This is a genomic window from Dactylosporangium sp. NPDC049742, from assembly GCF_040674675.1.
Classification (GTDB): domain Bacteria; phylum Actinomycetota; class Actinomycetes; order Mycobacteriales; family Micromonosporaceae; genus Dactylosporangium; species Dactylosporangium maewongense.
This window is the reverse complement of sequence record NZ_JBFANF010000024.1, coordinates 130,074-155,130: the sequence shown is the minus strand read 5'-3', so window position 1 is coordinate 155,130 and position 25,057 is coordinate 130,074. Positions and strand designations below refer to the sequence as shown.

The window sequence follows — 25,057 nt, the reverse complement described above, 5'->3', positions numbered from 1 at the left end:
TGGACGGGGTGCCGTTGTGTCCGCTGCACACGAGTCGACGTGGCCGGACTGGTCGCGTGGGTGCCCGCGGTCGGTGCCGCCGTGCTGTTTCGCGGTCGGCGGCTACGCCCTGGTCTGCAGGGCGAATGTCGCGTCTGCCGGTGCGCGGTGGCGTCGCGTGCTGCCTCTACGTCGACGGCGTCGATCCGGTCGCCGAGGCTGTCTTGAAGGCACGGAGCGCCTGAGGAGCGCGCCGCGCGCCGTTCGGTTGATGCGGCACGGACACGACCCGGCCCGTCGGTTCGTCGGGCGGGTCGGGCTGCGGTCGCTACTGAGGGACGCGGTGCCGCTGAGCGCGCGTCGACGCGGCCGGGCCGGTCGTGCGGGGGTGTCCGCGGCTGGACCGGTCGCGTGGGTGCCCGCGGCTGGCGCTGCCGTGTTGCCGTTCCTGGTCGGTGGCTACGCCCCTGGTCGGCCGGGAGGGCGTCGCCGTCTGCCGATGCGCGGCAGCCGTCGCGCCGCGCCTGCCGTCCATGGATGCCGCTGCCTCGCCTGAGTGTGATCGGCGGCGGGCATGGGCCACGGTCATGTCGCTGGCGTCCCTGGCGGCGAGGCTGGCGGCGCCGGCGCTGCTCGGAGCGTGGGTGGCCGGGGGAGTGCCGCTCGTCTCGCCCTGACCGTGCTGCGTGCCGTCGTGCCGCTCGTCCCGCCTTGACCGTGCTGCTTGCCGTCGTGCCGCATGTCGCCGCGAGGTGCCAGGAAGCGTCGGGAAGCGCAGGGAAGCGCAGGGAGTTGCTGCAGGGGTGCTGGGAGGTGGCGGTGGGGCGGCTGGGCGGTGGGGAATATGGCGTGAAAGTTACCTTTTGCCGAATGAAGTGAATGAACTCGTGAACGGATGCGGACCGTAGAGGGGGTGATCGCACCGTGTACGGGTGCGTGTGCGACGAACTTCGCAAAGCGCTCGATTGACGCAAAGCGGCTGGTCAGGACGTGGTGGCATGTCCTTGCAAGGTATTCCTCATTAGGCAGCAAACAATCTACGGTGAGGGCAGGCCGATGGCTCCCCTCGCCAAAAAGCCTAAATAGGACCTGCCCCACGCCGATGGGGCGTTTACGGGTGTCACTGGGTAGCGTCGGGGCCGCCACCGTGACGGTCGGGAGGGATGCGTGTCGCCGCGTAGGGTGCTGGCCGGCTACTGCGGGATCATGGCTGTCCTCGTGGCGGCCAACTTCGCGCTGCCCGCGCTGCACCTGATTCTGTGGTCGGCGATCGGCCTCACCAGCGTCGCGGCCATCCTGACCGGCGTCCACCTGCACAAGCCCCGCCGGCGCGCCCCGTGGTTCCTGCTCGCGGGCGCCGTCGCGTCGTTCATCACCGGCGACCTCATCGCCGACGTCCTCACGGTCGTGCTGGACAAGCGCGGGTTCCCGTCCGTTGCCGACGGCTTCTACCTCGCCGTCTACCTGCTGATCGCCGCCGCCATGGTGGGGCTGATCCGCATGGGTGTGGCCAGCCGTGACCCGAACGGGCTCTACGACGCCGTCACCGTCACCGCCGGGCTCGGGCTGCTGTCGTACATCTTCCTGATCCGGCCATACGTCGAGGATCCCGCGCTGTCGGTGCTGGAGAAGAGCATCTCCATCGCCTACCCGCTCGCCGACATCCTCGTGCTCGCCGTCGGTGCGCGGCTGATCACCGCGGTGCGGCGCGGCTCCGCGTTGCTGCTGCTGGCCGCCGGCGGGATCGGCCTGCTCAGCGCCGACGTCGGGTACGGGCTGAAACAGCTCAACGGCGTCTGGGAGACCGGCGGCCCGGTGGACCTCGGCTGGGCCACGTTCTACGTCCTGTGGGGCTTCGCGGCGCTGCACCCGTCGATGCGGGACCTCACCGAGCCGAAGGTCCACCGCGCCGGTGAGGAGCACTTCGGCCGCCTGCTCATGCTCGGCCTGTCCCTGTTCATCGCGCCGTGTGTCCTGTACTTCGAGATGCGCGGCGGCGAGGTCCGCGACGCCACGGTCATCGCCGGCTCGTCGGCGCTGCTGTCCGGGATGGTCCTGCTGCGCCTCGGCCGCGCGATCAACGTCCAGCGGCGGGCCGCGCAGCGGGAGCGGCGGCTGCGGCGGGCCGGTGCGGCGCTGCTCATGGCGACCGACGAGCCGGGCGTCACCGCGACGGTGCGGACCGCGATCGCCGAGCTGCTGCCGCTCGGCCGGCCGCACCGGGTCGTGCTCGCGCCCATGGGCGACACGACCGGCGCGGCCGACGGTGCCGTGTCGATGCCGTACACGCGGAAGCTGGCCCCGTCGCTCGCCGAGGAGCTCGGCGACTTCGAGGTCACGCTGTGCTGCCCCCTGGCGCCGGTGGAGGGCCGCGAGTCCGGGCGGGCGCTGTACGTCGCCGCCGACGAGGTCACGCTCGTCGGCGTGCAGGAGGCCGCGCAGATCCTCGCCACCCAGGCTGCCCTCGCCCTGGAGCGGATCGCGCTCGGCGAGGAGATCGGCCGGCGCAACAGCGAGGCGTACTTCCGCACCCTCGTGCTCAACACCGCCGACGTCATCCTCATCGTCGGCGACCACGACCAGATCCGGTACGCGAGCCCGTCCGCCCTCGCCCTGTTCGGCAGCGACGAGCTCGACGGCACGCCGCTGCCGATGGCGTTCGCGAAGGAGAGCGTCGTCGAGGTCGACCGGCGGCTGCACGAGCTGCGCACGCGGGGCGTCGACCGGCCCGGCGACGACCTGCGGGTCGTCGGCGCCGACGGGCGGCCCGCGCTGGTCGAGGCGACGTTCCGGGACCTGCGCGGCGAGCCGACCGTCGGCGGCGTCGTCGTCACCCTCCGCGACGTCACCGAACGCAGCCGGCTGCAGGCGGAGCTGTACCAGCGAGCCACCTTCGACGCGCTGACCGGCCTGCCGAACCGGGAGGTGTTCCTCGCCCGCGTGCAGGAGGCGGTCAGCTCCGGCGCGGAGAGCGGCGCGACCGTCGGCGTGCTCATCATGGAGCTCGACGACTTCAAGGTGGTCAACGACACCCTCGGCCACGGCGCCGGCGACGCGCTGCTCGTCGCGGTCGGCAACCGGCTCACCGAGGCGCTGCGGGCCGTCGACGGCTCCTACGGCGCGGCCGGCACCGTAGCCCGGCTCGGCGGCGACGAGTTCGCGGCCCTGGTCCGCCGGGCCGGCAGCGCCGCCGACGTCGAACGCGTCGCGGAGAAGGTCCTCGCCAGCTTCGCCGCGCCGTTCGAGCTGCCGCACGGCGAGGTCACCGCGTCCGCCAGCATCGGCGTGTCCACGACCGCGGAGGCGGCCGACGCGCAGGACCTGCTGCGCCACGCCGACCTCGCCGTCTACGTCGCGAAGGACGCCGGCAAGGACCGCTGGCGGCGCTACGAGTCGTCGCTGCACAGCGCCGTCGTGGAGCGGCACAAGCTGCGCGCCGACCTGGACCGGGCGATCGCCGACGGCGCGTTCCTGCTGCACTTCCAGCCGATCGTGGCGATCAGCGACGGCCGTACGCACGGCTTCGAGGCGCTCGTCCGCTGGAACCACCCGACCCGCGGCATGGTGTCGCCGGCCGAGTTCATCTCCGTCGCGGAGGAGAGCGGCCTCATCGTGCCCCTCGGCGCGTGGGTGCTGCGCAACGCCGTCGAGGCCGCCGCGCAGTGGCGCCTGCTGCACCCCGGCGAGGAGGTGTACGTGTCGGTCAACGTCTCCGCCCGCCAGTTCCGCGGCCGCGAGCAGGGCTTCGCCCGCTGGGTGCTGGACGAGATCGACCGGATGGGTCTGCCGCCGGCGAGCCTGCTGCTGGAGATGACCGAGAGCCTCCTGCTGCACGACGACGGTGACGTCACCGCCGAGCTCGCCGCGCTGCGCGAGGCCGGCGTACGGATCGCCATCGACGACTTCGGCACCGGCTTCTCGTCGCTGTCCTACCTGCGCCGCCTCCCGGTGGACGTGCTGAAGCTCGACAAGAGCTTCATCGACACCATCGCGTCCTCGGCCGAGCAGCACGCCGTCGTCGACATGATTGTGCAGCTCGCAGCGATTCTGCAGTTGCAGATTGTAGCTGAAGGTATCGAGACGTCGGCCGAACGTGATCTCCTCATGACGATGGGTTGCCATCTCGGGCAGGGGTACTTGTTCTCGCGGCCGTTGAGCTACGGTGACGCGAGTCAATGGTTGTTGGAGGAAGCGTCGGGGCTTCAACGGGGAAGTCAGACGGCGGCCTAAGCACCACGGCCCTCGGAGGATTTGTGCTCGAACACCTCGCCGCCGCTGTCGACGACGACCCCCGGTTCAGCGGTATCGCCCACCTGCGCGCCAGCAGTCGCTACTACGACGCCGTCATCGACGAGATCGACGGCCGCCGCATCCGCGTCGGGGACCACTGGCTCACCGACTGGGCGTCGTGCAACTACCTGGGCTTCGACCTCGAGCCGCAGATCATCGACGCCGTGGAGGCGCAGCTGCGCCGCTGGGGCACCCACCCGAGCTGGTCCCGGATGCTGGGGAACCCGGCGCTGTACCCGCAGATCGAGGAGCGCCTCGCGGACCTGCTGGGCGCCCCGGACACCCTGGTCCTGCCCACCATCACCCAGATCCACCTGTCGGTCATCCCGGTCCTGGTCCAGCAGGGCACGATGCTCGTCGACGCCCGTGCCCACAAGACCATCTGGGACGGCTGCGTCCACGCCCGTGGTCTCGGCGCAACCTTGAAACGGTTCAAGACGATCGACGAGCTCGCCTCGCTGCTCGCCTCCGACCTGCCCGGGCCGGTCCTGGTCTGCATGGACGGCGTCAACAGCATGACCGGCAACATCCCGCGCATCGCCGAGTACCTGTCGCTGTGCCGCGCCCACGGTGCCGTGCTGTACGTCGACGACGCGCACGGCTTCGGCGTCATCGGCTCCCGCACCGACGACGAGACGTCGCCCTACGGCGCCGGCGGCAACAGCATCGTGCGCTACTTCGGCGAGTCCTACGACGACCTGGTGCTCGTCGGCGGCTTCTCCAAGGCGTACTCGTCGCTGCTGGCGTTCCTCGCGGTGCCGACGGTCCTGAAGAACCGCCTGAAGGCGTCGGCCGCCCCGTACCTGTACTCCGGCCCGTCCCCGACCGCGTCCCTCGCCACCGTCCTGGCGGGCTTCGACGTCAACGCCGACCGCGGCGACAAGCTCCGCGCCGACCTGCACCGCATGTCCACCAGGGTCCTGCAGCACGTCCGCGGCCTGGGCGTCTTCACCCCGAACGTCGACGACACGCCCATCATCGAGCTGCCGATCGCCCTGGACCGCGACCTGGTCGAGGTGTCGGAGCAGCTGTGGGACCGCGGGCTGTTCGTGACCCTCGCCCCGTACCCCGGGGTGCCCCGCGACCAGGTGGGCTTCCGCGTGCAGGTGACGGCCGCCAACACCGACGCCCAGATCGACGAGCTGAACGCCGCCATCACCGACCTGGCCGCCGCCGACGTCTTCCAGTCCGCCCGCGAAACCAGCGCCAGCTGACGCCGTAACTCCCCCCACCGCGCTGGCCGGGCTGCTCCATGATCCGGAAGACCTTGTGCACCCAGGGGTGCGCAACCTTTACCGGATCATGGGGCGGGCGGGTATGGCAGCTCAGTGCTGCACGTTCTTCATCTCAAACCCGGAATGTCCGGCATTGGAAGCGAGCGGCGCTAGGTCGCGGTGGTTTCTCATGATCCGGAAGACTTTGTGTCGCTCTGGCAGCAAAAAGTCTTCCGGATCATGGAATTGGGCGCTGGCGAATCCGACTTAGGGGCGGCGGAGGGTGGCGAGGATCGAGTCGCGGACGGCGGAGCGGCCGGCTTCCTGGGCGCCGAGGAGGGCGGCGTCGTCGGTGAGGGTGCTGGTGGCGATCGACGTCTCCAGCGGCGCGGCCTCGGCCAGGGCGGTCGCGACCGCGGTGCTCAGGACGGGGCCGCCCGCCTGGCCGACCTCGCCGCCGATGACGACGAGCGGCGGGTCGAGGACGGCGACGACGGCCGACAGGCCGATCGCGATCCGGCCGGCGAGGGTGGTGACGAAGCTGCGGGCGGCGTCGTCGCGGTTGGCGGCGCGGGCGACGGCGGTGGCCATGGTGCCGGCGGCGGTGCGCTCCCGGATGCCGTACTCGGCGGCCAGGTCGAGCACGGCGCCGCCGCCGACGAGGTCCTGGAAGTCGACGCGGCCGGTGAAGCCGCGGCCGCCGGTGACGCCGGGCAGCATCATCGGCATGTAGCCGATCTCGCCGGCGCCGCCGCGGGCGCCGCGCAGCAGGGTGCCGCCGAGGTCGATGGCGAGGCCGAGGCCCGCCTCGCCGAGCCACAGCAGGGCGAAGCTCTCCGCGTCGCGGCCGGCGCCGTGGGCGCGTTCGGCGACGGCGGCCAGGTTGACGTCGTTGTCGACGCCGACGGGGACGCCGAGGCGGCGGCGCAGGTCGTCGATGAGCCCGGGGCGACTCCAGCCGGGGACCTCCACGTGGTGCAGGACGTCGGTGCGCGGGTCGAACGACCCGGCGACCGCGATCTGCACCTGCGCGACGGGGTCCGGCGCGATCCGGGCCTCCTTGCACACGTCCTGGACGGCGTCCACGACGGCGGAGACGGGGTCGGTACGGGTGAAGTCCACGGCCAGGTCGAGCCGGCCACGGACGGCGCCCGCGAGGTCGGTGACCGCGGCCGTGACGGCCGGCAGCGACGAGTCGGACGACTCGCCGAAGGTCCGGTCGCGCACGGACAGCGCGACGGAGTACGCCGCGTCGGGGTTCACCGCGTACACCTCGGCGTTGGGGCCGGGGCCGGCGCTGACGTAGCCGACGACCGTGACGAGCTTCGCCTCGGTGAGCCGGCGCAGCGCCTCGGAGATCGTGGGCTTGGACAGGCCGGTGAGCTCACGCAGGTCTCCGCGCGTGAGCGGGCCGCGTTCGAGGACGTGACTCAGGGCCGCCGCGTCGTTCATGGCTCTGAGCAGCTTGGACGATCCGCCGAGGTGCGTCATGGTGGCTCGAACCGTATGGGCGCCCGTCGGCGGGTGTCAATCGCCACGCGCGGTCGGGTGGCTGTCACTTAAACTCGCTAACGGGGGCAAAGCGACGAAAAGCGGGTCAAGAGGATGACGGTCGATCCGGAGCTGCTGGCGGCGGCGCTGGACCAGCTCGGCACCGGGCTGCTCGTCACCAGCGCCGACGGCACCGTCGTGGCGGCCAATCAGGCGACCCGCGACCTCCTCGGCGAGCAGGCGACCGGGAAGAAGGTCGGCGACACCGTCGCGGCGATGGCGGCCGAGGACAGCGGCCGCTGGTCGCCGCGGCCCGGGCTGGTCGTCGAGTGGAGCTGGAGCGGCCCGCTGCTGCCCGGCACCCCGCACGAGGGGCGCTGCCTGGTGCTGCGGGACGTGTCGCACCGCATAGCCGACCGGGCCAGGCTCCGCCGGCAGAACCGGGCCCTCGCCGAGCTGGTCGCGATGAAGGCCGAGTTCACCGCGGCCGTGTCGCACGAGCTGCGCACCCCCGTCACGTCGATCGCCGCGATGTCGGAGCTGCTGGGCGAGGAGGTGACCGAGCCGGACCCGCTCGCCGCGCCGGTCGCGGCGGTCGCCCGCAACGCGCAGCGGCTGCTGGGCCTCATCGACAACGTGACGGAGCTGGCCCGCATCGAGAACGCCGCGCCCACCGGTACCGGCGAAAAAGTGCAGCTGGAGGGGGTCGTCGCCGAGGCGCTGCCCGGCTGGACCGGTGCCGCGAAGGCCGCCGCCGTGCACCTGACCGCCCACGCCGACCCCGACGCCACCGTGCAGGGCGAGCGGGTGCTGCTGCGCCGGCTGGTCGACGCCATGATCGGGATCGGGCTCGCCGCGGCCGAGCCGGGCGCGCTGCTCACCGTCGGCGTCACGGCCACCGGCGGCGGCTGGCGGGTCACCGTGCCCATCGGCGGCCGCGGCGGCGACCGGCTCTTCACGTCGTCCCCGCTGACCGGCGACGGCGTCCGGCACGACTCGACCGCGCTGATGCTGTGCCGCGCCATCGTCGCCCGGCACGGCGGCCGGCTGACCACCGATACAGACCCGGAAGGCGCCACGGTGCTGGCCGCGCATCTGCCTGGTTAACAGGCATGGAAGACTGCGGCACCATGCTGCACTTCGTATGGGGCATCGATGTCCCCGGCACCGGGCCCCTGCGCGAGGAGCTCGTCGAGAAGCACTGGGCGTACATGGACGGCTACGTCAAGGAGCTCACCGCCCGCGGCCCGACGCTGAGCGAGGACCGCAACGAGGCGACCGGCAGCATCCACATCGTCGACCTGCCGGACCTGGCCGCCGCCCGGGCGTTCGCGTTCGACGAGCCCAACTACCGGGCCGGCGTCTACGATCCCGTCCTGCTGCTGCGGTACGAGGACACCCTCGGCGGCACCATGTGGCAGCACGCCTCCGGCGAGGGCTCCGGTTTCCTGCTCATCGGCCACGCCACCCGCGGCGCGTCCCCCTCCGCCGCCGCGCCGCCGAGGCCCGGCACCCTGGCCCGCGGCGAGCTGTTCTCGCACGAGGACGGCGGCTGGCTCGGCACCGCCCTGCTGGTCGAGGCGTCGCGGGCCGACGAGTCCTTCCTGCCGGGCGGCTACGAGGAGGTCGAGATCCACCCGTGGCAGATGGGCGGCCGCCGGTAGCGGCTCCCAATCCTGCGGATCTTGCCGCGGACGTGTACGGTGCCGGTCGATTGCTTCAACGCGAGGAGAGCGCGGGTGCCATGCACATCAACGACTTTTTGAGCGCCATCCCGATCGGTCTGCTCATCGGTGTCCTCGGCCGGCTGGTCCTGCCGGGCCGCCAGTCGATCGGCCTGTTCATCACGTTCCTCATCGGTGTGGGCGCGGCCCTGCTCGGCACGCTGGTCGCCGAGCTCGTCAACGTCGACGACAAGGCCCTCGTGAAGCTCTGGAAGATCGAGTGGAGCTGGTGGGAGCTGGGCATCCAGGTGCTGTTCGCGACGATCGGCATCGGGCTGGCCAACATGCTGACCTACACCAGGCTCGCCTCCGGCAACCCGAAGCCCCGCAAGCGCGCCAGCCGCCCGCGCCGCCGCAAGAAGGCCGAGGACTAGGCAGCCCCGCGCGGCCTGTGCCCGTCCGTCGTCCGGGCCGGTTTCCTCATCCCGAGGGGTGGTCGATGCCTGTCCGGCGAGGGACGTTGGATGCATGGACAGACCAGTGGTCGCCGGCGTCGACGGGTCCATGGCGAGTCTCGGCGCGGTGCGGTGGGCCGCCGACGAGGCCGCCCGCCACGGCCGGACGCTGCGGATCGTGCACGCGATGAGCTGGGAAGGCCACGCCGACGGGCAGGGGATCGTCCTCGACGCGGCCGACGACGCCCGGGCCTGGCAGCCGGGCATCTCGGTGGAGACGGTCACGGTGGGCGGCCGCCCGGGCCGGGTCCTGCAGGAGCAGTCCCGGTCCGCGAGCCTGGTGGCGATCGGCGGCAGGACGCACGACGGCGGCCAGCTGAACTCGTCGGTCTGCGCCCAGCTCGCCGCGTATGCCCACTGCCCCGTCCTCGTCGTCAACCGCGGCGAACGCTGGATCCCCGAGTCCGCCGCCGGACCCCCGACCCCCGAGCTGCCCGAACCCAGCCAGTTCCTGAGCATGCCGGAGCTGTCACCGCACTTCGGCAGCGGTGCCGGTCACGCCGCGGCCGGGAGCGGCCAGACGAGGTACGGGCCCAGCCCGGTCAGCCCGGTCCCGCGCCGCGGCGGCGTGCGGCACGTCGGTGGCCGGCCCGGCCCGGACCTGGCCGGCCCCGGCGCCGACCCGATGACGGCCCTGCCGGGCACCGCGCCGGTCGTGGTCGGCGTCGACGGCTCACCGTCGGCCTGGCGCGCGCTCGAGTTCGCCTACGACGAGGCCCTGTCCCGGCACGTCCCGATGGTCGCCCTGCACGCCGGGCGGGCCCGGTCGCACGCCGCCGTCCACGCCGAGCTGACCCCGTGGCTGCGCCTGCACGGCGACGTCGACGCCAGCTTCGCCGGCTCCGACGAGCCGGTCGTGGAGGCCCTCACCGGCGCCGCCGACGCCGCCCTGCTGCTGGTCCTGGGCGCGCACCGGGACAGCTGGTTCGAGAACCCCCGCCCCAACCCCCGCACCCAGCTCATCGTCCACCACGCCGCGAGCCCCGTCCTCGTCACCCGCAGCGTGTGACCGTACCCCCACCGGGGTGGCCGGACGTCAGGCGCTGGGAGTCATGATGACGAGGCCGAGGCACATCTCGTCGCTGGTGCCGTCGCCCCAGACCACGTAACGGGGCGCGGTGCCCTTCAGCTGTGGCAGCTGGCCGCGCAGGGCCGCGTCGTGGGTGCAGGTGACCCGCAGCGTGTCGCCCGGCTGCACGACGACGGGCTTGGCGAGCGGGTGGATCGCCTGGTCGTCGAAGTTGTACCGGGGGACGTCGAGCAGCGTCTGCGCGCCGGACCGGCCGGGGTTGAGCTCGATCTTGATGGAGCGGCCCAGCAGGTGCATGTGGCCCGCCACCGCGTACACCGTGGACCTGCTGGGCACGGGACGGTCGCAGTGCTGGGTCGGGCCCGCGGCCGGCGGGGCGCCCTTCGCGCACAGCCGCAGCAGCCGGTCGGCCTGGCCGCCGATCTCCTCGCCGAAGCGCTTGCCGACGTCGGCGACGGCCGCGGCGCGGTCGCACAGCGGGCCCGACTCGGCCGACGTGCACGGCAGCTCGATCGGCGCCGGCAGCAGCGACGTCTGCAGCGGTGTCATCGCCGAGGTGGTGTCGTTGAGCCGCAGGCGGATGCTGGACCGGTCCGCGCCGCCGGCCCGGCCGCCGGTGGCGAGCAGGTTGTAGTGGATCTGCATGACGACGAGGCTGCCGGGCGGCATCTGGTAGCCGAGGTCGGGCGCGAGGAGCGTCTCGTTGGCGCCCGGTGCCCAGGACGCGACCCACGTGCCGCCCTCGACGCCCGAGTCGCCGAAGCACGTCCAGCCGTCGCCGGGCGTGCCGGCGTCGAGCCTGCGGGCCTCGTCGGCGGAGCCGGGCGCGATGCGGAAGAAGATCGCGTGGTGCACGATGTCGGCGTTCTGCGGCAGGAACTGGCTGCCCGTCAGGTACGCCTCGCTCGTCAGCTTCGGGTCGACCAGGAAGCACCGGTACTCGTCGGTGCCGCCGTTCGGTGCCTTCGGCGTGTACGACGCCGGCATCGACAGGCTCTGGAAGCGTTCCCCGGCCCGGAGCGGCTCGGCGGGCGGCGCGGAGAGGTGCCCGCTGTGCGCCCCGCTCGCCGGCGCCGCGGCCGACGGTGCCGACACCGGGTCCTTCGGCCCGCCACACGCCGTGAGCAGGACCACCGCCGCGAGCGCGACCAGCCTCTTCATCGTTGCCTCCCCGTGGACGGCGCCGGTTATGAATCGATGTTGATGATTCTCTCCGGATTCGGGCGACACATCCGGGGTTCTCCCTGATAGTGCCCCTCGGGGTCAATCGACTCGATGGGTAATGGTGGATGAGGACTTCTTGCGGCACTATGTGGAAACTTTGCCGCCGAAAGTTGAAAACTGAGGAGGGCCGGCGATGGTTGTTGCGCCGGAACGGGTGGTCGTGCGGTTCGAGGGCGACGGCGCCGGCACCGGGCCGCTGTCATGGGGCCAACTGGAGAACTGGTCGGCGATCGTCAAGCAGGGCACCTGGCTGCCGCTCGGCGGGGTCCGGCCGCTGCCCGAGGGGACGACGCTCGACGAGGTCGTCGACGAGGTCCGGTACCTGATGGGTCGCTACCAGCCGATGCGGACCCGGGTGCACACCGGCGCCGGCGGCCGGCCCGAGCAGGTCGTGCACGCGTCGGGCGAGCTCACGGTCGAGGTCCACGACGTCGGTACCGACGCCGGCAATGACACGGGTGGGACCGGCGCGGGACCGGACAGCGCGGATCTGGTCGCCGCGGCCGTGCACGAGCGGCTCAGGGACACGCCGATGGACTTCGCCGCCGAGTGGCCGGTGCGGTACGCCGTCGTCCGGCAGGGCGGCCGGCTCACCCACGTGGTGCTGCTGGTGAGCCACTTCGTCACCGACGCCGCCGGGGCCGTCACGATGATGACCGAGGTCGCCGCCCGCACCGCCACGCCGGTCGCCGGGATGCAGCCCCTCGCACAGGCCGGATGGCAGACGTCACCGGCCGGCCGCCGGCACAACGAGCACGCCCAGCGCCACTGGGAGCGGATCGTCCGCGACGTCGACCCGGTCAGGTTCCCGCCGCCCGCCGAGGTGGTTTCGCCGCGGTACCGGCAGGGCGAGCTCACCTCACCGGCACTGGCGGCGGCGGTGCGGGCGATCAGCGACCGCAGCGGCGTCGAGTCCGCGACGGTCCTGCTCACCCTGTACGCGGCCGCCCTGCACAGCGTCCTCGGCGTCGACCCGGTCGTGATCCGGCCGATCACCAGCAACCGGTTCAGGCCCGGCCTCGCCGACGTGGTCTGCACCCTCGCGCAGGCCGGCCTGTTCCGCATCGACGTCGGCGGCGGCTCGTTCGAGGACCTGCTGCCCCGCGCGGGCCGGGCGGCGATGTCGGCGTACAAGTACGCGTACTTCCACCAGGCGGAGATGGCCGACCTGGTCGACCGCGTCGGCCGCGAGCGCGGCGCGCCGATCGAGCTCGGCTGCTACTTCAACGACCGCCGCGGCGCCGGCCCCGCCCCCGACGCGCCGGCGGCGTTCCGGTGGGTGGCCGCGCAGGAGGCGCCGACGTTCGAGCCGCTGTTCGTGCACGTCGACGACGCCACCAGCGACGGCGCCGAGGCGTTGCGGCTCACCGCATACCTGGACACGGCCCACGTCACCCCTTCGTCCGCGGCCGCGGTGCTGCAGGCGATGGACGAGCTCGCGTCGAAGGCCGCCGCACTCCACCCCGCGGCGCTGTAGGAACGCCCGCCGGGGGCTCGCGGGTCCCTGGTGGCGGGTCGGTGCTTTCCGTGACGGCCGCTGCGGCGCTCTCGTGCGGCTCGGCGCTTTCCGTGGCGGCAGGCGCCTCCCGTGGCGGTCGTTGCGTGCTCTCGTGGCGACAAGTGTTTTCCGCCGGGTGGGGCTTTCCCGGGTGGCGGGCGGTCAGTGCCAGGCGGCGGGTGCGGTGCCGTACGACGGGGGCAGGCGGGGCCAGCTGAGCGGCACGCCGTCCAGCGCGCCGGGCGGGGCGACGCCGGTCCAGCCGTTGCCGAGCGGCACCAGGTACGGCGCGACCGGCGTCTCCACCGGCGGCGTCCCGTCGAGCGGCGCACCGATCAGCCAGGCGGCGGTCCGGGCCAGGGACACCTCGACGTGCGCGGCGACCCCGGTGCGCGCCCGCTCGGCGAGGGCGGCCAGGGCTCCGGCGGCGACGAGGTACCCGGTCGCGTGGTCGAGCAGCTGGCACGGCAGCGCCCCGGGCCGGCCGGACGCGTCCCTGGTCAGCCAGCCGATCCCGGTCGCGACCTGGACCAGGCTGTCGAAGCCGCGCCGCGCGCCCCACGGCCCGCCGGTGCCCCACGCGGACAGCGTCACCACGACCGTGCCGGGGTGCCGCTCGGCGATCTGGTCGGCGTCCAGACCGAGCCGGCGGAGGGCGCCCGGCCGGTACCCGGTGACGAGCACGTCGGCGCCGTCCAGCAGCCTGTGCAGCGCCGCCGGGTCCTCGCCGGCGTCCAGCAGCGCGCTGGCCTTGCCGAGGACCCCGTCGACCGCGAGCCCGGGCAGCTCGGGCCGTGCGGGGTGGTCGACCCGCAGGACGTCGGCGCCGAGCGCGGCGAGCATCCGCGTGCCGACCGGACCGGCGATGACCCGGGTCAGGTCGAGGACCCGGATCCCGGCGGCCGGCAGCGGCGCCCGCGCACCGGTGCCCTCTGCCCGCCCGGTCGCGGTGCCGAGGGGTGTGGCACGCACCAGCGGGCCGTCCGGTGCTGGCAGGTCGCCGGGTTTCCGGGCGGCGACGGCGAGGCCGCCCGCCTCGTACACCAGACGCTCCACCATCAAGGCGGGCATTCCGGCGATCGTCGCGGCCACGCTCTCCACATCCACGCTCTCCACATCCGCGCTTTCCGCTTCGAGGGCGGCGAGGAGCGCGGCGCGGTGCCACGGGTAGTTGGCGTGGGTGCGGACCCAGCCGTCGGCGGCGGGCCACAGGCGCGACAGCGGCGCGAACCCGTCGATGCCGCGCCCCGCCGGGTCCCGCAGCAGCGCCTCGGCGCGGACGGCCGCGGCGACGTGCCCGGTGTCGAGGGAGACGGCGGGGCGGCGGCCGGTGCGCGCCTCGGCGAGGTCCGCGGCCGCCTCCAGGCACATCGTCACGGCCGCGGTCGCGCATCCGGCGACGGCCAGGGGCGCCGCCAGTACAGCAGGAACAGCGGGACCGGAGATCTCAACGCTCACAGCCGCCATTCTCGCTCGACACCGCCGCGCGTGCGGGAGCATGCTCGTGGGCACGATGGGTGCTCTCGACATGGTCGCCGCCCGGGTCGCCGGCGGCGCGACGGTGCAGTTCCGGCCCAGCGGGTCGTCGATGGTGCCGCTGGTGCGCAGCCGCCAGCTGGTGACGGTCAGCCCGGTCGATCCGGCGCTGGTCGAGGTCGGCGACATCGTCCTGGCGAAGGTGGCCGGCACGGTGTACCTGCACCTCGTGTCCGCCGTCGACGCCGCCGGCGGCCGGGTGCAGATCAGCAACAACCGCGGCCGGGTCAACGGCTGGACCGGCCACGCCAAGGTGTACGGCATCTGCGTCTCCGTCGAGGGCGTCCCCCGCCCGCGTACCGCCGGCAAGAGCCTTCCCTGAGGTCAGCCTTCTCTGAATCGGCCTTCTCGGAAGTCGGACACGGGTTGTCAGGTTTTTCTGGCACCGTCGACTGCATGGAACAACCACTGAAAGGCAAGGTCGCCCTGGTCGCCGGCGCGACGAGGGGCGCGGGCAGGCAGATCGCGGTGCAGCTCGGCGCGGCGGGCGCCACGGTGTACGCGACGGGACGCACCACCCGGCAGCAACCCTCCGAGATCGACCGGCCCGAGACCATCGAGGAGACCGCCGAGCTGGTGACCGCCGCCGGCGGCACCGGGATCGCCGTGCAGGTCGACCACCTGGTGCCGGACCAGGTGCGCGCGCTGGTCGCCCGCATCGACGCCGAGCAGGGCCGGCTCGACGTGCTCGTCAACGACATCTGGGGCGCCGAGAAGCTGTTCACCTGGGACAAGCCGCTGTGGGAGGACTCGCTCGACACCGGCCTGCACATCCTGCGCCTCGCGATCGACACGCACATCATCACCAGCTACCACGCCCTGCCCCTCCTCATCCGCAACCCCGGCGGCCTGGTCGTCGAGATGACGGACGGCACCCTCGCGTACAACCTGGACAACTACCGCGTCTCGTTCTTCTACGACCTGGCGAAGATGTCCGTCCTGCGGCTCGCGTTCGCCCAGGCCCACGAACTACGCCCACACGGCGCGACCGCGGTCTCCCTCACCCCCGGCTGGCTGCGCTCGGAGCAGATGCTCGACCACTTCGGCGTCACCGAGTCCAACTGGCTCGACGCGACGGCCAAGGAACCGCACTTCGTCATCTCGGAGTCCCCGGCGTACGTCGGCCGCGCCGTCGCCGCCCTCGCCGCCGACCCTGACGTCGCCCGCTGGACCGGCCAGTCCCTGTCCAGCGGCCAGCTGTCGCAGGTGTACGGCTTCACCGACCTCGACGGCAGCCGCCCCGACTGGTGGCGCTACTTCCGCGAGGTCCACGAACCAGGCAAACCCGCCGACGCCACCGGCTACCGGTAGCACCCCGCCCCACAACACCAGCCAGCCGCCCGCTGTCCTGGAGGTCGCGGTGGCAGGGCGGCGGTGGCCGGCTTCCGGGTTCGTGGTGACCGGCGGTGGTGGCCCGCTTCCCGGGTTTGCGCCGACCGGCGACGGCAGCCTGATTCCCTTGGGTCTGCGGTGACCGGCCGCTGGCCAGCGCTCGGTGCGCGACGACCGCGGGTGGCGAACTGTCCGCGGTTTGCGGCGGTGACCGGCCGCTGGCCAGCGCTCGGTGGGCGACGACTGAGGGTGGCGAACTGCCCGTGGTTTGCGGCGGTGACCGGCTGCTGGCCAGGGCTCGGTGCGCGACAACCGCCGGTGGCGAACTGTCCGCGGTTTGCGGTGGTGACCGGCTGCTGGCCAGGGCTCGGTGCGCGACAACCGCCGACGCGGAACTGTCCGCAGTTTGCGGTGGCCGGCCGCTGCCGTGGAGCGCCGCCCAGGATCCCGTCGTGTGGCCGGCGCCGCCCGATGCGGTCCGCGCCGAATCGCCGTCGGTCGACTGCCCGCGGGGCGCTGCCCGGGATCTGCCGGGACCGGCTGCCGGTGCAGGGCTGCCATCTCGTCCGTCGCGGCCACGGCGGTCCGTATCGGCTCCGACCTGCCCGCACGCTCGCTGCTGGCGGGGCTGCTGTCTCGCCTGTTCCGCGCGGCCGTGCGTTGCAGGTTCCGCGCGGCGGTGCGTTGCAGGGTTCCGCGCGGCCGTGCGTGACAGGTCCGGCCTGCCCTCACGCTCGCTGCCGGAGAGGCTGTCTCGCCTGCATCGGGCGCGCGGCCTTGCGCGACGGGTCCGACCTCCATCGCACGCCGGAGACGTGGGTGCCCTACGCCCCGTCGCCTGCACCCGCGACGTCACCAGCGGGCTCGCCAGGCGCGACGGCGCTCGGCTGCTCCGGCGACCGGTAGAGGGCCGCCATCCTGTCCGCGGCGCCTCGCATGAGGGCGCGTAACGGCTCGGGCTCGAGCACCTCGACGTCGGGCCCGAGCCGCAGTAACTGTGTGTACGCCACGGCGATCGACTCCACGGGCAGGTCCACCACCACCCGGCCCTGCTCGTCGGGCGGGTGGTGGTGGGCCTCCCGCACCGCGAGGGCCTCCACCGCGTGCCGCAGCGTCCGCAGCCCGGGCGGCGTGAGCCTGATCGTGACCCGCTCGGCGAGGACCCGCCGCACGAACTCGTCGGCGCGCTCCGCCCAGAACGCGCCCAGGTCGAACTCCACGTCCCGCGTGAACCCGGCCTCGTCGACGGTCAGGTCGGCGATCTTGTCCACCCGGTACACCCGCAGGTCGCCGGCCACGCGCCCGACGAGATACCACCCTCCGTTCTTGAGCACGAGCCCATACGGCTCCACGGTCCGCGCGACCACCTCCCGCCGCCCGGCCACCGTGCGGTCGTCGGCGCGCCCGCCCGCGTTTGTGCGCCCGCCCGCGTCGGTGCGCCCGCCGGCGTCGGGTCGGCCGCCCGGGTCGGGTCGGCCGGCGCGGCGCTCATACCGCAGCTGGACGACCCGGTCGTCCCAGACGGCGCGGGCCAGGTCGGCCAGCCAGGGCGGTGGCTGGGCCGGGTCCTCGAACCAACCGGGCACGTCCAGGTGGAACCGCTGCCGGGCGCGGCTCGACGCGTCGCGGATCGGGGCGGGCAGCGCCGCGGCCACCTTCAGCTCGGCCACGGCGAGCACGTCGCCGAGCCCCATGTCGCGGGCCGGGCCGGGCAGCCCCGACAGGAACAGCGCTTCCGCCTCGGCGCGGCTGAGACCGGTGAGCTTCGTGCGATACCCGTCGAGGAGCCGGTAGCCGCCGGTGCGGCCCTGTTCCGAATACACGGGAACGCCGGCCGCGGACAGGGCGAGCATGTCGCGGTAGATGGTGCGCTCGGAGACCTCCAGGGCCTCGGCCAGCTCAGCCGCCGTCACCGTGCCGCCGGCCTGGAGCAGCAGCACGAGCGAGATGAGCCGCGACGCGCGCATCGCCTACGCCGGGTCCTGCCCGGGCGCGGCCGGCGGGTCGAGCGTCTCGACGATCCGCCGGATGTCCTCGGGGGAGGAGGAGCCGTCCAGCTCGACGACCACGTCGCCGTGCCGGATCCGCACCCGTGGCGGCCGGGGCCGGGTCCCGCGCCACGCCACCACCGCCATCAGCAGCCCGCCGAGCGCGATCCCGTTGCTCACCAGGGCGTTGACGACCTCGAACGCGCCGCCCATCTCCCCGGGCCGGGGCGCCGTCGGCGTCAGGCTCACCCGGACCGTGCGAATGATCTCGTCGTCGCGCAGCCACTGGTACAGCTGACGCAACGACTCCTCGTCGTCGACCTCAAGGCGAATCTCCACGACGGCACGGTACCGCGCAGGTACGACAATTTTCGCCGCCGCTCCAGCTCGCTCTCGGCTCCGTTGCAGCGCTTTGGTGAGGTCACGCTAAGCTTTTTCGGGTGAACGACGTGGAGCAGCACCCTGCCCGGCGCAACACCCGCCAGCGTGACGCCGTGATGACGCTGCTCAGCAACGTCGACGGGTTCCACAGCGCCCAGGAGCTGCACGTCATGCTCCGTGAACGCGGCGCCAACGTCGGCCTCACCACCGTCTACCGGACCCTGCAGCTGCTCGCCGAGACCAACGAGATCGACGTCATGCAGGTCCCGGGCAGCGACACTCGGTACCGGCGCTGCAGCGACCGCCACCACCATCACCTCGTGTGCCGCGGCTGTGGGCGTACCGTCGAGGTCCTCGGACCCGCCGTCGAGCGCTGGGCGGACCGCATCGGCGAGGAGCACGGCTTCACCGACGTGAGCCACACGCTTGAGATCTTCGGCACGTGCGGACGCTGCGCGCGCTGACGTCTCCGTCGGTTACCCTGGTGAGGCGCGAAGGGGAGTAGTCCTCCAACTGCGTGGTCGACATACTGGGGCGCTCGCGTCCCCGGCCACGCGGCCCAGTGCTCATGGCGTCCGGACCCGTCCGGTGCCGCACAGGGCGGACGAGACCTTCGACTCAGGCTGAACAAGCCGGGTCGAGGTCGTCCGTGCCCTCCTCCCGGCCATCTCCGGGAAGGTATCTGCAACCACATGAGCGGTTTCCTCGCTGCCCTGGCCATCAGCTTCGGCGTCATCTTCGTCGCCGAGCTGGGCGACAAGTCGCAGCTGATGGCGCTGACGTTCGCCACCAGGTTCAAGACCGTTCCGGTCCTGATCGGCATCACCGTCGCCACGGCCCTGGTCCACCTGGTTTCCGTCGCCGTCGGGTACGGCCTGGGCGCTGCCCTCCCGACCGCCTGGATCTCCCTGGTGGCGGCGCTCGCCTTCTTCGCGTTCGGCGCCTGGACGCTGCGCGGCGACTCCCTCACCGACGACGAGCGCGACAAGGTCAACCAGCCCACCACCCGCTCCGCCATCTTCACCGTCGGCGTCGCGTTCTTCCTGGCCGAGCTCGGCGACAAGACCATGCTCGCCACCATCACCCTGGCCACCCAGCACGGCTGGTTCGGCACCTGGCTGGGCTCCACCGTCGGCATGGTCGCCGCCGACGCCCTCGCCATCCTCGCCGGCCGCCTCCTCGGCAAGCACCTCCCGGAACGCACCATCAAGTACGGCGCCGCCGCCCTGTTCGTCCTCTTCGGCGTCTGGCTGCTCATCGAAGCCCTCCGCGAACTCCTGTAACCGCGGACGCCACTTCCGCCCCGGTACGCCCAGCACCCCGCCGAGGGGAGCGCTCCTGTACTGGGGCGGGAGGCGCTCCGCCGCCCAGTGCGCTGCGGCCGCGTCCTGACGAGGCGGTCGTGTGGATGGTGAGCAGGGAGCCGTGCGCCTTGCCGAGCCGGGGTCGTCGGCGTCGGGCGGGTCGCTTGTCCACTGCCGCGATGCCGAGCGTCGCGGCGCTGCAGGAAGGCCGGCCCGCTGCCGCAGGCGGGCGACTCGCCCGCGTGGGGATGCGGCCCGACAGCTCAGGAAGGGTCGTCGACGGCCTGGGGAGACGTTTGCGGGCCGGGTGAGCTGCGCAGTGCGAGGGAGGGCGCGCCAGGGACCTGACCAGGTGCCGATGGCGAGGCCGTAGGGATGGTGGCCGGTGAGTGGTGCGCCTAGCCAAGCTGGGTCGTCAGGCGCACGCGGGCGGGCTGCTTGTCCACTGCTGTGACTTCGAGCGGCGCGGCGTTGCAGGATCGAAGCTCGTCGCCGAGGAAGGTGACTCGGCGGTGGTGGGTCCGAGTGGCGCGGCGGCGCGGGCTGAGCGGCCTGGCGATGAGCGAAGAGATGACGGAAGAAGGGTGCGGCGTCGCAGGGAGGAGGTCTCGTCGCCCGGGGGAAGGGTGACCCGGCGGCGTGGGTGAGCGGCGCGGCAGCGCGGGATGAGGAACCTGGCGACGAGGGAAGACTGGCGGGGTGTCGGCAGGATGGACGCCCGGCGCCGCGGGAGTGCGACTCGGCGGTGTGGAGAAGTGTGGCGCTGCGGCGCGGGGACAAGTAGCCCGGCGCGAGGCCCGTTCAGCATCTGGACCAGCTTGGACGATTCTGCGACGCGCGCCGACAGGCGGCCAGGAGCGCCCGCAGGCCAGTAACCCGGCGGGGTCAGAACTCCGGGTCAACCCCCAGAAACTTCGGCCGGGTCAGGAGCGCCGGCCCGGCCAGGAGCCTTGGCCCGGAGGTCGTTGATGGGCAAGGCGCCGGGCGGCGGGGTGTAGTCGGGCAGGTCCGGCGGGTCGGTGCCGGCCGGACCTGCCCGGGAAGCGGAAGGCCTCCGGAGCGTCAGCGGCGCTTGGTCGGCTTGACGATGCGGTCGGTGCCGACCTTGTCGCGGAGGACCTCGGGGACGAGGACCGAGCCGTCAGGCTGCTGGAACTGCTCGAGGATCGCCGGGAAGATGCGGCTGGTGGCCAGGGCGGAGCCGTTCAGGGTGTGGACGAAGCGGTTGTTCTTCGAGCCCGGGACGCGGTAGCGGATGCCGGCGCGGCGGGCCTGGTAGTCGCCGGCCCAGGAGACCGAGGAGACCTCCTTGTACTTGCCGGTGCTCGGCATCCAGACCTCGATGTCGATGGTCTTGCGCATCGAGGCGCTGGAGTCGCCGGCGGCGAGCAGCGAGCGCCGGAAGTGCAGGCCGAGGGAGCTGACCAGGTCCTCCGCGTAGTCGACCATCTCCTCGAGGGTCTTCTCGCCGTCCTCGGGAGTGGTGAACTGGAAGATCTCGACCTTGTTGAACTGGTGGCCGCGGACCGTGCCGCGCTCGTCGGAGTGCGAGCCGGCCTTCTCGCTGCGGTAGCAGGGCGTGTACGCATACGCCTTGTGCGGCAGGTCGGCGGTATCGAAGATCTCGTTCTGGTAAGCGCCGAGGATCGCGGTCTCCGACGTCGGCAGCAGGAAGCGGCCGCGCTCGTCGTCGTCGGTGGAGATGTGGAACACGTCGTCGTAGAACTTCGGGAACTGCCCCGCGGCATAGCCCGCCGAGTCCAGCAGCAGGTGCGGCGGCAGCATGAACTGGTAGCCCGCGCTGAAGTGGCGGTCGATGAACCAGTTGACCAGGGCCCACTCGAGGCGGGCGCCCCAGCCCGTGTAGATCCAGAAGCCGGAGCCGCCGAGCTTCACGCCGCGCTCGAAGTCGACGAGGCCCAGCTCGTTGGCGAGCGTGACGTGATCGCGGACGTTGTCGATCTTCGGCGCCTCGCCGAAGACCTTGACGACGACATTCGCCTCCTTGCCGCCGGCCACGACGTCCTCGGCCGGCAGGTTGGGCAGCTCGCTCATCGCGGTGGTGAGCTGCTCCTGCACCGCGGCGAGGCGCTCCTCGAGCTCCTGCAGCGCGGCCTTCGCGTCGCGGGTGGTCGGCTCGACCGCCTGGCCGGCCGCCTTCGCGGCGCCGAAGGCGCGGGCCTCCTCCTTGCGGCGGGCCCGCTCGGCGTCGATGTCGCCGATGAGCTCGCGGCGCTGCTTGTCCAGCTCGGCGATGGCACTCAGCGAGCGGGACACCTCAGACGGATCGAGCCTCTTGGACAGTGCGGCCTCGACGGAGGCCCGGTCCTTGCGAATCAACTCGATGTCGAGCATGTCTGCCGCGCACCTTTGCCTAGATTTTCTGGACGCTCAGGATGTTACCGGTTGGGTCCGACACAATTTTCGACCCGCCGCCGCGGTACACCCGCAACTCCAAGTGAACGCTACTTGGCGACACCTAGTACCGGAGCTATTATGTGACGCATGATAGTGGCCGAGGACGGTGACCGGCAGACCCAGCTGCTCCGCGGCGCGCTCGACATGTGCCTGCTCGCGCTGCTGGCGAAGGAGCCTGCGCACGGCTACGACCTGGTCCGCCGGGTCGAGGCCGCCGGGTTCGAGGCGGTCGGCTACGGCACGGTCTACCCGCTGCTCACCCGGATGCGCCGCCTCGGGCTGGTCGCCGACGAGCTGCAGCCGAGCCCGAGTGGGCCACCCCGCAAGGTGTACGCCCTGACCGACGCCGGCACCGCGCGCCTGGACGCGTGGCGCCGGCAGTGGAGGCGGTTCGCGGACATCGTCGACGCCACCCTGACCGACCAGGACACCAGCCGGGCGTCCGGGGACGCCGGCACCGACCCGCCGAGGAGCTGACGCCGTGGACACCATCGACGACGCCATCGCGACCGCCGACCGAACCTGGCGCGCGCAGGGTGTGAGCGGCACCGACCGTGCCAGCCTCGCCGCCGACCTCAGGGCGGATCTCGCCGCCGCCGCGGAGGACGGGATCGGGCCCGCCGAGCTCCTCGGCCCCGACGTGCCCGGCTTCGCCCGCCGGCTCGCCGACGAGGCGGGTGTCCGGCGCGCCCCGCGGGAGTACCTGCGCTACCTGCGGACCTCGGTCGCCGGCGCGCTGCTCGGCGGCGCCGCCGGCTTCGCGCTGATCACCATGGTGGTGCACCCGCTGCTGGTGTCCCTGTTCGACCTGCCGAGGTCCGTGAAGGTGCCGATCCTGCTGGCCGCCGGCGTCTTCTACGGCGCCGCGGTGGCGTTCGCGGTCGCCGGCTCCGTAGCGGCCGTCCGGATTCGGCTGCGCCATCTCCCGTACACCGGGAGGACCGCCAACGCGATGGCCGTCCTCATCCCGGCCGCCGCGCTCGTCGCGGCACCGCTGACGGTGGGGTTCGCGCGGCTGACCGGCTACAGCACCAGCCCGTGGGCCGTGCTCACCGAGTGCGCCCTCGTCGTCGCCGCCCACATCGGCGCCGTCCTGCTCGCCCGCCGCTGGGCGCTGCGCGAACCGGGAACATCGTTCGCGATTTAAGCTGGTCGCCATGGACACGATCTGGACCCGCCCCGACCGCGGGTCCCGGGGACCTGTCCCGCAGCACAGCCGGGCCGAGATCGTCGCCGCGGCCGTTGTACTGGCAGACGCCGGCGGCCTGTCCGCGGTGTCGATGCGCGCCGTCGCCTCGGCCCTGTCCACGGGTGCCGGCTCGCTGTACCGCTACCTGTCGTCCCGCGACGACCTGCTCGACCTCATGTCCGACGCCGTCCTCACCGAGCTCCCGCTGGACCGGCCGCTCACCGGCGACTGGCTCGACGACCTGGTGGAGGTCGCCCGCGAGCAGCTCGCCCTGTACCGCCGCCACCCCTGGCTCACCGAAGCCGCCCGCCGCGGCACCTTCGGACCGCGCGCCGTCAACTACTTCGAGCGCTGCATGGCCATCATGGCGCCGCTGCCCGCCGCCGCCGGCACGAAGATGGAGACGATGGGTGTCCTGACCGGCGTGGTTTCGCTGTTCGCCCAGCCGGTGCCGGGCAACCCGCCGCCCGGCGACCCTGCCGCCGAGGCGCGGAAGCGCGCCGCCGCCGCGCAGCTGTTCTCCCTGGTGGATCCTGAGGCGCACCCGCACCTGACGGCCGCGTTCACCACCCCCGCCCAGCCGCCGGCAACCTCCGACCTCTTCGAACGCACCGTCCGCAGCGTCCTCCGAGGCCTCCTCACCCCCTGATTACGAGACCTGCCCGCAGGCCCTTCCTCATGATCCGGTAGACCTTGGGCAGCCAGGGGTGCACAAGGTCTACCGGATCACGAGAAGTGGCCTGGCCTGCCCGGGGAACAGCACCACAACCACGGCCCGGGCAGCGTGAAGTCTGCGCGGAGCCGCAGGCCGAGGCGGACGCGGCTTGCTGTGCCCCCAGGGACAGGCGGCTCCACGGCCCATCACAGCAGGCGAACGGCCCGGCGCTGACCTGCCCCAGAACAGCGGGCGAGTTTGGGTGAGGGCTTGCCGGCCGGGCGGGGTCAGTAGTCGTGGTGGGGTCAAGGCCGGAGGTGGTGGGGAACGTCGACGGCGCACAGCCGCAATGGCTTCTCTGACGCGGCGGGTGCAGCGGGCGCGGTGGCAGCGGTTGGGGCGGCGGTGGGAGCGGGACGGTGCGGCGGCGATGGCGGTGGCGAGTCGGGCTGACTCGATCCAGGGTGGCTGGCGGGTTTGTGTGGGTGGGGGACTCGTTGGCGGGGTGGGGTCAGTGGTGGTGGGGAGCGTCGCTGGCGCAATGCCGCAATGGCTTCCCCGGCACGGTGGGCGCGGCGGCGGTGGGAGCGGGGCGGCGAGCCGGTGCTGATCCGGTCCAAGGCGGCTGGCGGGTTTGGGTGAGGACTTGCTGGTGGGTGGGGGTCGGTGGCGGTGGTGGGTGGCCGTTGTCGGGGAGTGCGCTGGCGGTGGTGAGGAGGTGTCGACAGCGCAGTGCTGCGAGCGCGGTGGCGGCAGCAGGGGTGCGACGGGGAGGGGTTGTGGATCGGGGTGATGGAGATGGCGGCGCCGATCTGATCCCGGGCGGCGGGCGGGTTTCGGTGTGACTTGCTGGTGGGGTGGGGCCAGTGGCGGTGGTGCCTGTTCGTCGGCGCGGGGGCCTGGGCCGGAGGTGGTGGGGCTGTGTCGTCGGTGCAGTGCTGCAACGGCTTCTCGGGCGCGGTGGCCAGGCTGGGGCGGCGTGGGAGCGGGTTGGGTCGGTTGTGGATCGTGGCGGTGGCGGAGAGCCGGCGCTGACCTGACCTGGAGATGCAGGCGGGTTTGGGTGGAGGGGTGGGAGCGGGCCGGGCCGGGTGGTGGAGATGGCGGTGGCGAGTCGGGGATGACCGACCCAGGGCAGCAGTCGGGTTCGGGCGAGGGATTGGGCTTGCCAGCGGGGCGGGGCGGGGTCGGTGGTGGTGGGTGGCCGTTGTCGGGGTGGGTGTCGAGGCCGGAGGTGGTCGGGAACGTCGACGGTGCAGTGCCGCAAACGGGCTTCTCCAGCGCGGCGGGCGTTGCGGCGTCAACGAGGGCTGCGGCGGGAGCGGGTCGCGGTGGCGAGTCGGGGATGA

At 72.7% G+C, this 25,057-nt stretch carries 20 protein-coding genes; 14 read left to right on the top strand and 6 right to left on the bottom strand.

The window, feature by feature from the left end; genetic code table 11:
* The first annotated feature begins 1,185 nt into the window (after positions 1 to 1,185).
* Positions 1,186 to 4,209: an EAL domain-containing protein gene (locus AB0J72_RS27880; protein WP_363403573.1), complete on the top strand. Its 3,024-nt coding sequence runs from the start codon at positions 1,186 to 1,188 to the stop codon at positions 4,207 to 4,209.
* Positions 4,210 to 4,232: 23 nt separating this feature from the next.
* Positions 4,233 to 5,483, top strand: coding sequence for a pyridoxal phosphate-dependent aminotransferase family protein (locus tag AB0J72_RS27875; RefSeq protein ID WP_363403571.1), 1,251 nt, complete (start codon positions 4,233 to 4,235; stop codon positions 5,481 to 5,483).
* 267 nt (positions 5,484 to 5,750) lie between these two features.
* Here the strand turns inward: AB0J72_RS27875 and AB0J72_RS27870 are convergent, their stop codons facing one another.
* On the bottom strand, positions 5,751 to 6,974 hold the full coding sequence (locus AB0J72_RS27870; RefSeq protein ID WP_363403569.1) for an ROK family transcriptional regulator: 1,224 nt from the start codon (positions 6,972 to 6,974) through the stop codon (positions 5,751 to 5,753).
* 114 nt (positions 6,975 to 7,088) lie between these two features.
* On the opposite strand from AB0J72_RS27870, the gene AB0J72_RS27865 reads away from it, so the two are divergent.
* From AB0J72_RS27865 to AB0J72_RS27850, 4 genes are all read left to right on the top strand, one after another.
* A complete protein-coding gene (locus AB0J72_RS27865) occupies positions 7,089 to 8,081 on the top strand; it encodes a PAS domain-containing sensor histidine kinase (protein WP_363403567.1) in 993 nt (330 codons plus the stop codon).
* Positions 8,082 to 8,104: 23 nt separating this feature from the next.
* The gene (locus tag AB0J72_RS27860; protein ID WP_363403565.1) at positions 8,105 to 8,638 is read left to right on the top strand and encodes a YciI family protein; all 534 of its coding nucleotides are present in this window, start codon (positions 8,105 to 8,107) and stop codon (positions 8,636 to 8,638) included.
* 80 nt (positions 8,639 to 8,718) lie between these two features.
* The gene (locus tag AB0J72_RS27855; protein WP_344498082.1) at positions 8,719 to 9,072 is read left to right on the top strand and encodes a GlsB/YeaQ/YmgE family stress response membrane protein; all 354 of its coding nucleotides are present in this window, start codon (positions 8,719 to 8,721) and stop codon (positions 9,070 to 9,072) included.
* A gap of 94 nt (positions 9,073 to 9,166) precedes the next feature.
* Positions 9,167 to 10,162, top strand: coding sequence for a universal stress protein (locus tag AB0J72_RS27850; protein WP_363403563.1), 996 nt, complete (start codon positions 9,167 to 9,169; stop codon positions 10,160 to 10,162).
* Positions 10,163 to 10,189: 27 nt separating this feature from the next.
* Here AB0J72_RS27850 and AB0J72_RS27845 read toward each other — a convergent pair whose 3' ends face one another.
* A complete protein-coding gene (locus AB0J72_RS27845) occupies positions 10,190 to 11,344 on the bottom strand; it encodes a monooxygenase (RefSeq protein ID WP_363403562.1) in 1,155 nt (384 codons plus the stop codon).
* A gap of 196 nt (positions 11,345 to 11,540) precedes the next feature.
* On the opposite strand from AB0J72_RS27845, the gene AB0J72_RS27840 reads away from it, so the two are divergent.
* Positions 11,541 to 12,884, top strand: a complete 1,344-nt coding sequence (locus tag AB0J72_RS27840) for a condensation domain-containing protein (RefSeq protein WP_363403560.1) — start codon at positions 11,541 to 11,543, stop codon at positions 12,882 to 12,884.
* Between the two features lie 183 nt (positions 12,885 to 13,067).
* On the opposite strand, the gene AB0J72_RS27835 is transcribed toward AB0J72_RS27840, so the two are convergent.
* A complete protein-coding gene (locus AB0J72_RS27835; protein ID WP_363403558.1) occupies positions 13,068 to 14,363 on the bottom strand; it encodes a CoA transferase in 1,296 nt (431 codons plus the stop codon).
* A gap of 55 nt (positions 14,364 to 14,418) precedes the next feature.
* Between AB0J72_RS27835 and AB0J72_RS27830 the strand changes: the two genes are divergently transcribed.
* Positions 14,419 to 14,763, top strand: coding sequence for a hypothetical protein (locus AB0J72_RS27830; protein ID WP_363403556.1), 345 nt, complete (start codon positions 14,419 to 14,421; stop codon positions 14,761 to 14,763).
* A 74-nt stretch (positions 14,764 to 14,837) separates the two neighbouring features.
* Positions 14,838 to 15,752: an SDR family oxidoreductase gene (locus tag AB0J72_RS27825; protein ID WP_363403554.1), complete on the top strand. Its 915-nt coding sequence runs from the start codon at positions 14,838 to 14,840 to the stop codon at positions 15,750 to 15,752.
* Between the two features lie 845 nt (positions 15,753 to 16,597).
* On the opposite strand, the gene AB0J72_RS27820 is transcribed toward AB0J72_RS27825, so the two are convergent.
* On the bottom strand, positions 16,598 to 17,740 hold the full coding sequence (locus AB0J72_RS27820; RefSeq protein ID WP_363403552.1) for a YafY family protein: 1,143 nt from the start codon (positions 17,738 to 17,740) through the stop codon (positions 16,598 to 16,600).
* 3 nt (positions 17,741 to 17,743) lie between these two features.
* Positions 17,744 to 18,100, bottom strand: a complete 357-nt coding sequence (locus AB0J72_RS27815; protein ID WP_363403550.1) for a hypothetical protein — start codon at positions 18,098 to 18,100, stop codon at positions 17,744 to 17,746.
* Positions 18,101 to 18,201: 101 nt separating this feature from the next.
* Here AB0J72_RS27815 and AB0J72_RS27810 point away from each other — a divergent pair, with 101 nt between their 5' ends.
* Together AB0J72_RS27810 and AB0J72_RS27805 are read left to right on the top strand one after the other, a co-directional pair.
* Positions 18,202 to 18,606: a transcriptional repressor gene (locus AB0J72_RS27810; RefSeq protein WP_033358852.1), complete on the top strand. Its 405-nt coding sequence runs from the start codon at positions 18,202 to 18,204 to the stop codon at positions 18,604 to 18,606.
* Between the two features lie 228 nt (positions 18,607 to 18,834).
* Complete coding sequence (locus AB0J72_RS27805; protein ID WP_363403547.1) at positions 18,835 to 19,425, top strand: TMEM165/GDT1 family protein; 591 nt, start codon at positions 18,835 to 18,837, stop codon at positions 19,423 to 19,425.
* A gap of 1,083 nt (positions 19,426 to 20,508) precedes the next feature.
* Here the strand turns inward: AB0J72_RS27805 and serS are convergent.
* Entirely contained in the window at positions 20,509 to 21,801 is a 1,293-nt protein-coding gene (serS, locus tag AB0J72_RS27800; RefSeq protein ID WP_363403545.1) for a serine--tRNA ligase, read from the bottom strand.
* Positions 21,802 to 21,951: 150 nt separating this feature from the next.
* Between serS and AB0J72_RS27795 the strand changes: the two genes are divergently transcribed.
* From AB0J72_RS27795 to AB0J72_RS27785, 3 genes are read left to right on the top strand one after another with little or no spacing between them, the layout of a single operon-like run.
* The gene (locus tag AB0J72_RS27795; protein WP_363403543.1) at positions 21,952 to 22,341 is read left to right on the top strand and encodes a PadR family transcriptional regulator; all 390 of its coding nucleotides are present in this window, start codon (positions 21,952 to 21,954) and stop codon (positions 22,339 to 22,341) included.
* 4 nt (positions 22,342 to 22,345) lie between these two features.
* Positions 22,346 to 23,011: a hypothetical protein gene (locus tag AB0J72_RS27790; RefSeq protein WP_363403541.1), complete on the top strand. Its 666-nt coding sequence runs from the start codon at positions 22,346 to 22,348 to the stop codon at positions 23,009 to 23,011.
* Between the two features lie 10 nt (positions 23,012 to 23,021).
* On the top strand, positions 23,022 to 23,702 hold the full coding sequence (locus AB0J72_RS27785) for a helix-turn-helix domain-containing protein (RefSeq protein WP_363403539.1): 681 nt from the start codon (positions 23,022 to 23,024) through the stop codon (positions 23,700 to 23,702).
* The last annotated feature ends 1,355 nt before the right edge of the window (positions 23,703 to 25,057 follow it).

What these genes read in the sequence shown, in the direction of transcription:
- AB0J72_RS27880 (WP_363403573.1), top strand. Translation starts at nt 1,186, where the DNA reads ATGGCTGTCCTCGTGGCGGCCAACTTCGCGCTGCCCGCGCTGCACCTG.
- AB0J72_RS27870 (WP_363403569.1), bottom strand. Translation starts at nt 6,974, where the DNA reads ATGACGCACCTCGGCGGATCGTCCAAGCTGCTCAGAGCCATGAACGAC.
- AB0J72_RS27865 (WP_363403567.1), top strand. Translation starts at nt 7,089, where the DNA reads ATGACGGTCGATCCGGAGCTGCTGGCGGCGGCGCTGGACCAGCTCGGC.
- AB0J72_RS27860 (WP_363403565.1), top strand. Translation starts at nt 8,105, where the DNA reads ATGCTGCACTTCGTATGGGGCATCGATGTCCCCGGCACCGGGCCCCTG.
- AB0J72_RS27855 (WP_344498082.1), top strand. Translation starts at nt 8,719, where the DNA reads ATGCACATCAACGACTTTTTGAGCGCCATCCCGATCGGTCTGCTCATC.
- AB0J72_RS27850 (WP_363403563.1), top strand. Translation starts at nt 9,167, where the DNA reads ATGGACAGACCAGTGGTCGCCGGCGTCGACGGGTCCATGGCGAGTCTC.
- AB0J72_RS27845 (WP_363403562.1), bottom strand. Translation starts at nt 11,344, where the DNA reads ATGAAGAGGCTGGTCGCGCTCGCGGCGGTGGTCCTGCTCACGGCGTGT.
- AB0J72_RS27840 (WP_363403560.1), top strand. Translation starts at nt 11,541, where the DNA reads ATGGTTGTTGCGCCGGAACGGGTGGTCGTGCGGTTCGAGGGCGACGGC.
- AB0J72_RS27830 (WP_363403556.1), top strand. Translation starts at nt 14,419, where the DNA reads ATGGGTGCTCTCGACATGGTCGCCGCCCGGGTCGCCGGCGGCGCGACG.
- AB0J72_RS27825 (WP_363403554.1), top strand. Translation starts at nt 14,838, where the DNA reads ATGGAACAACCACTGAAAGGCAAGGTCGCCCTGGTCGCCGGCGCGACG.
- AB0J72_RS27820 (WP_363403552.1), bottom strand. Translation starts at nt 17,740, where the DNA reads ATGCGCGCGTCGCGGCTCATCTCGCTCGTGCTGCTGCTCCAGGCCGGC.
- AB0J72_RS27805 (WP_363403547.1), top strand. Translation starts at nt 18,835, where the DNA reads ATGAGCGGTTTCCTCGCTGCCCTGGCCATCAGCTTCGGCGTCATCTTC.
- serS (WP_363403545.1), bottom strand. Translation starts at nt 21,801, where the DNA reads ATGCTCGACATCGAGTTGATTCGCAAGGACCGGGCCTCCGTCGAGGCC.
- AB0J72_RS27795 (WP_363403543.1), top strand. Translation starts at nt 21,952, where the DNA reads ATGATAGTGGCCGAGGACGGTGACCGGCAGACCCAGCTGCTCCGCGGC.
- AB0J72_RS27785 (WP_363403539.1), top strand. Translation starts at nt 23,022, where the DNA reads ATGGACACGATCTGGACCCGCCCCGACCGCGGGTCCCGGGGACCTGTC.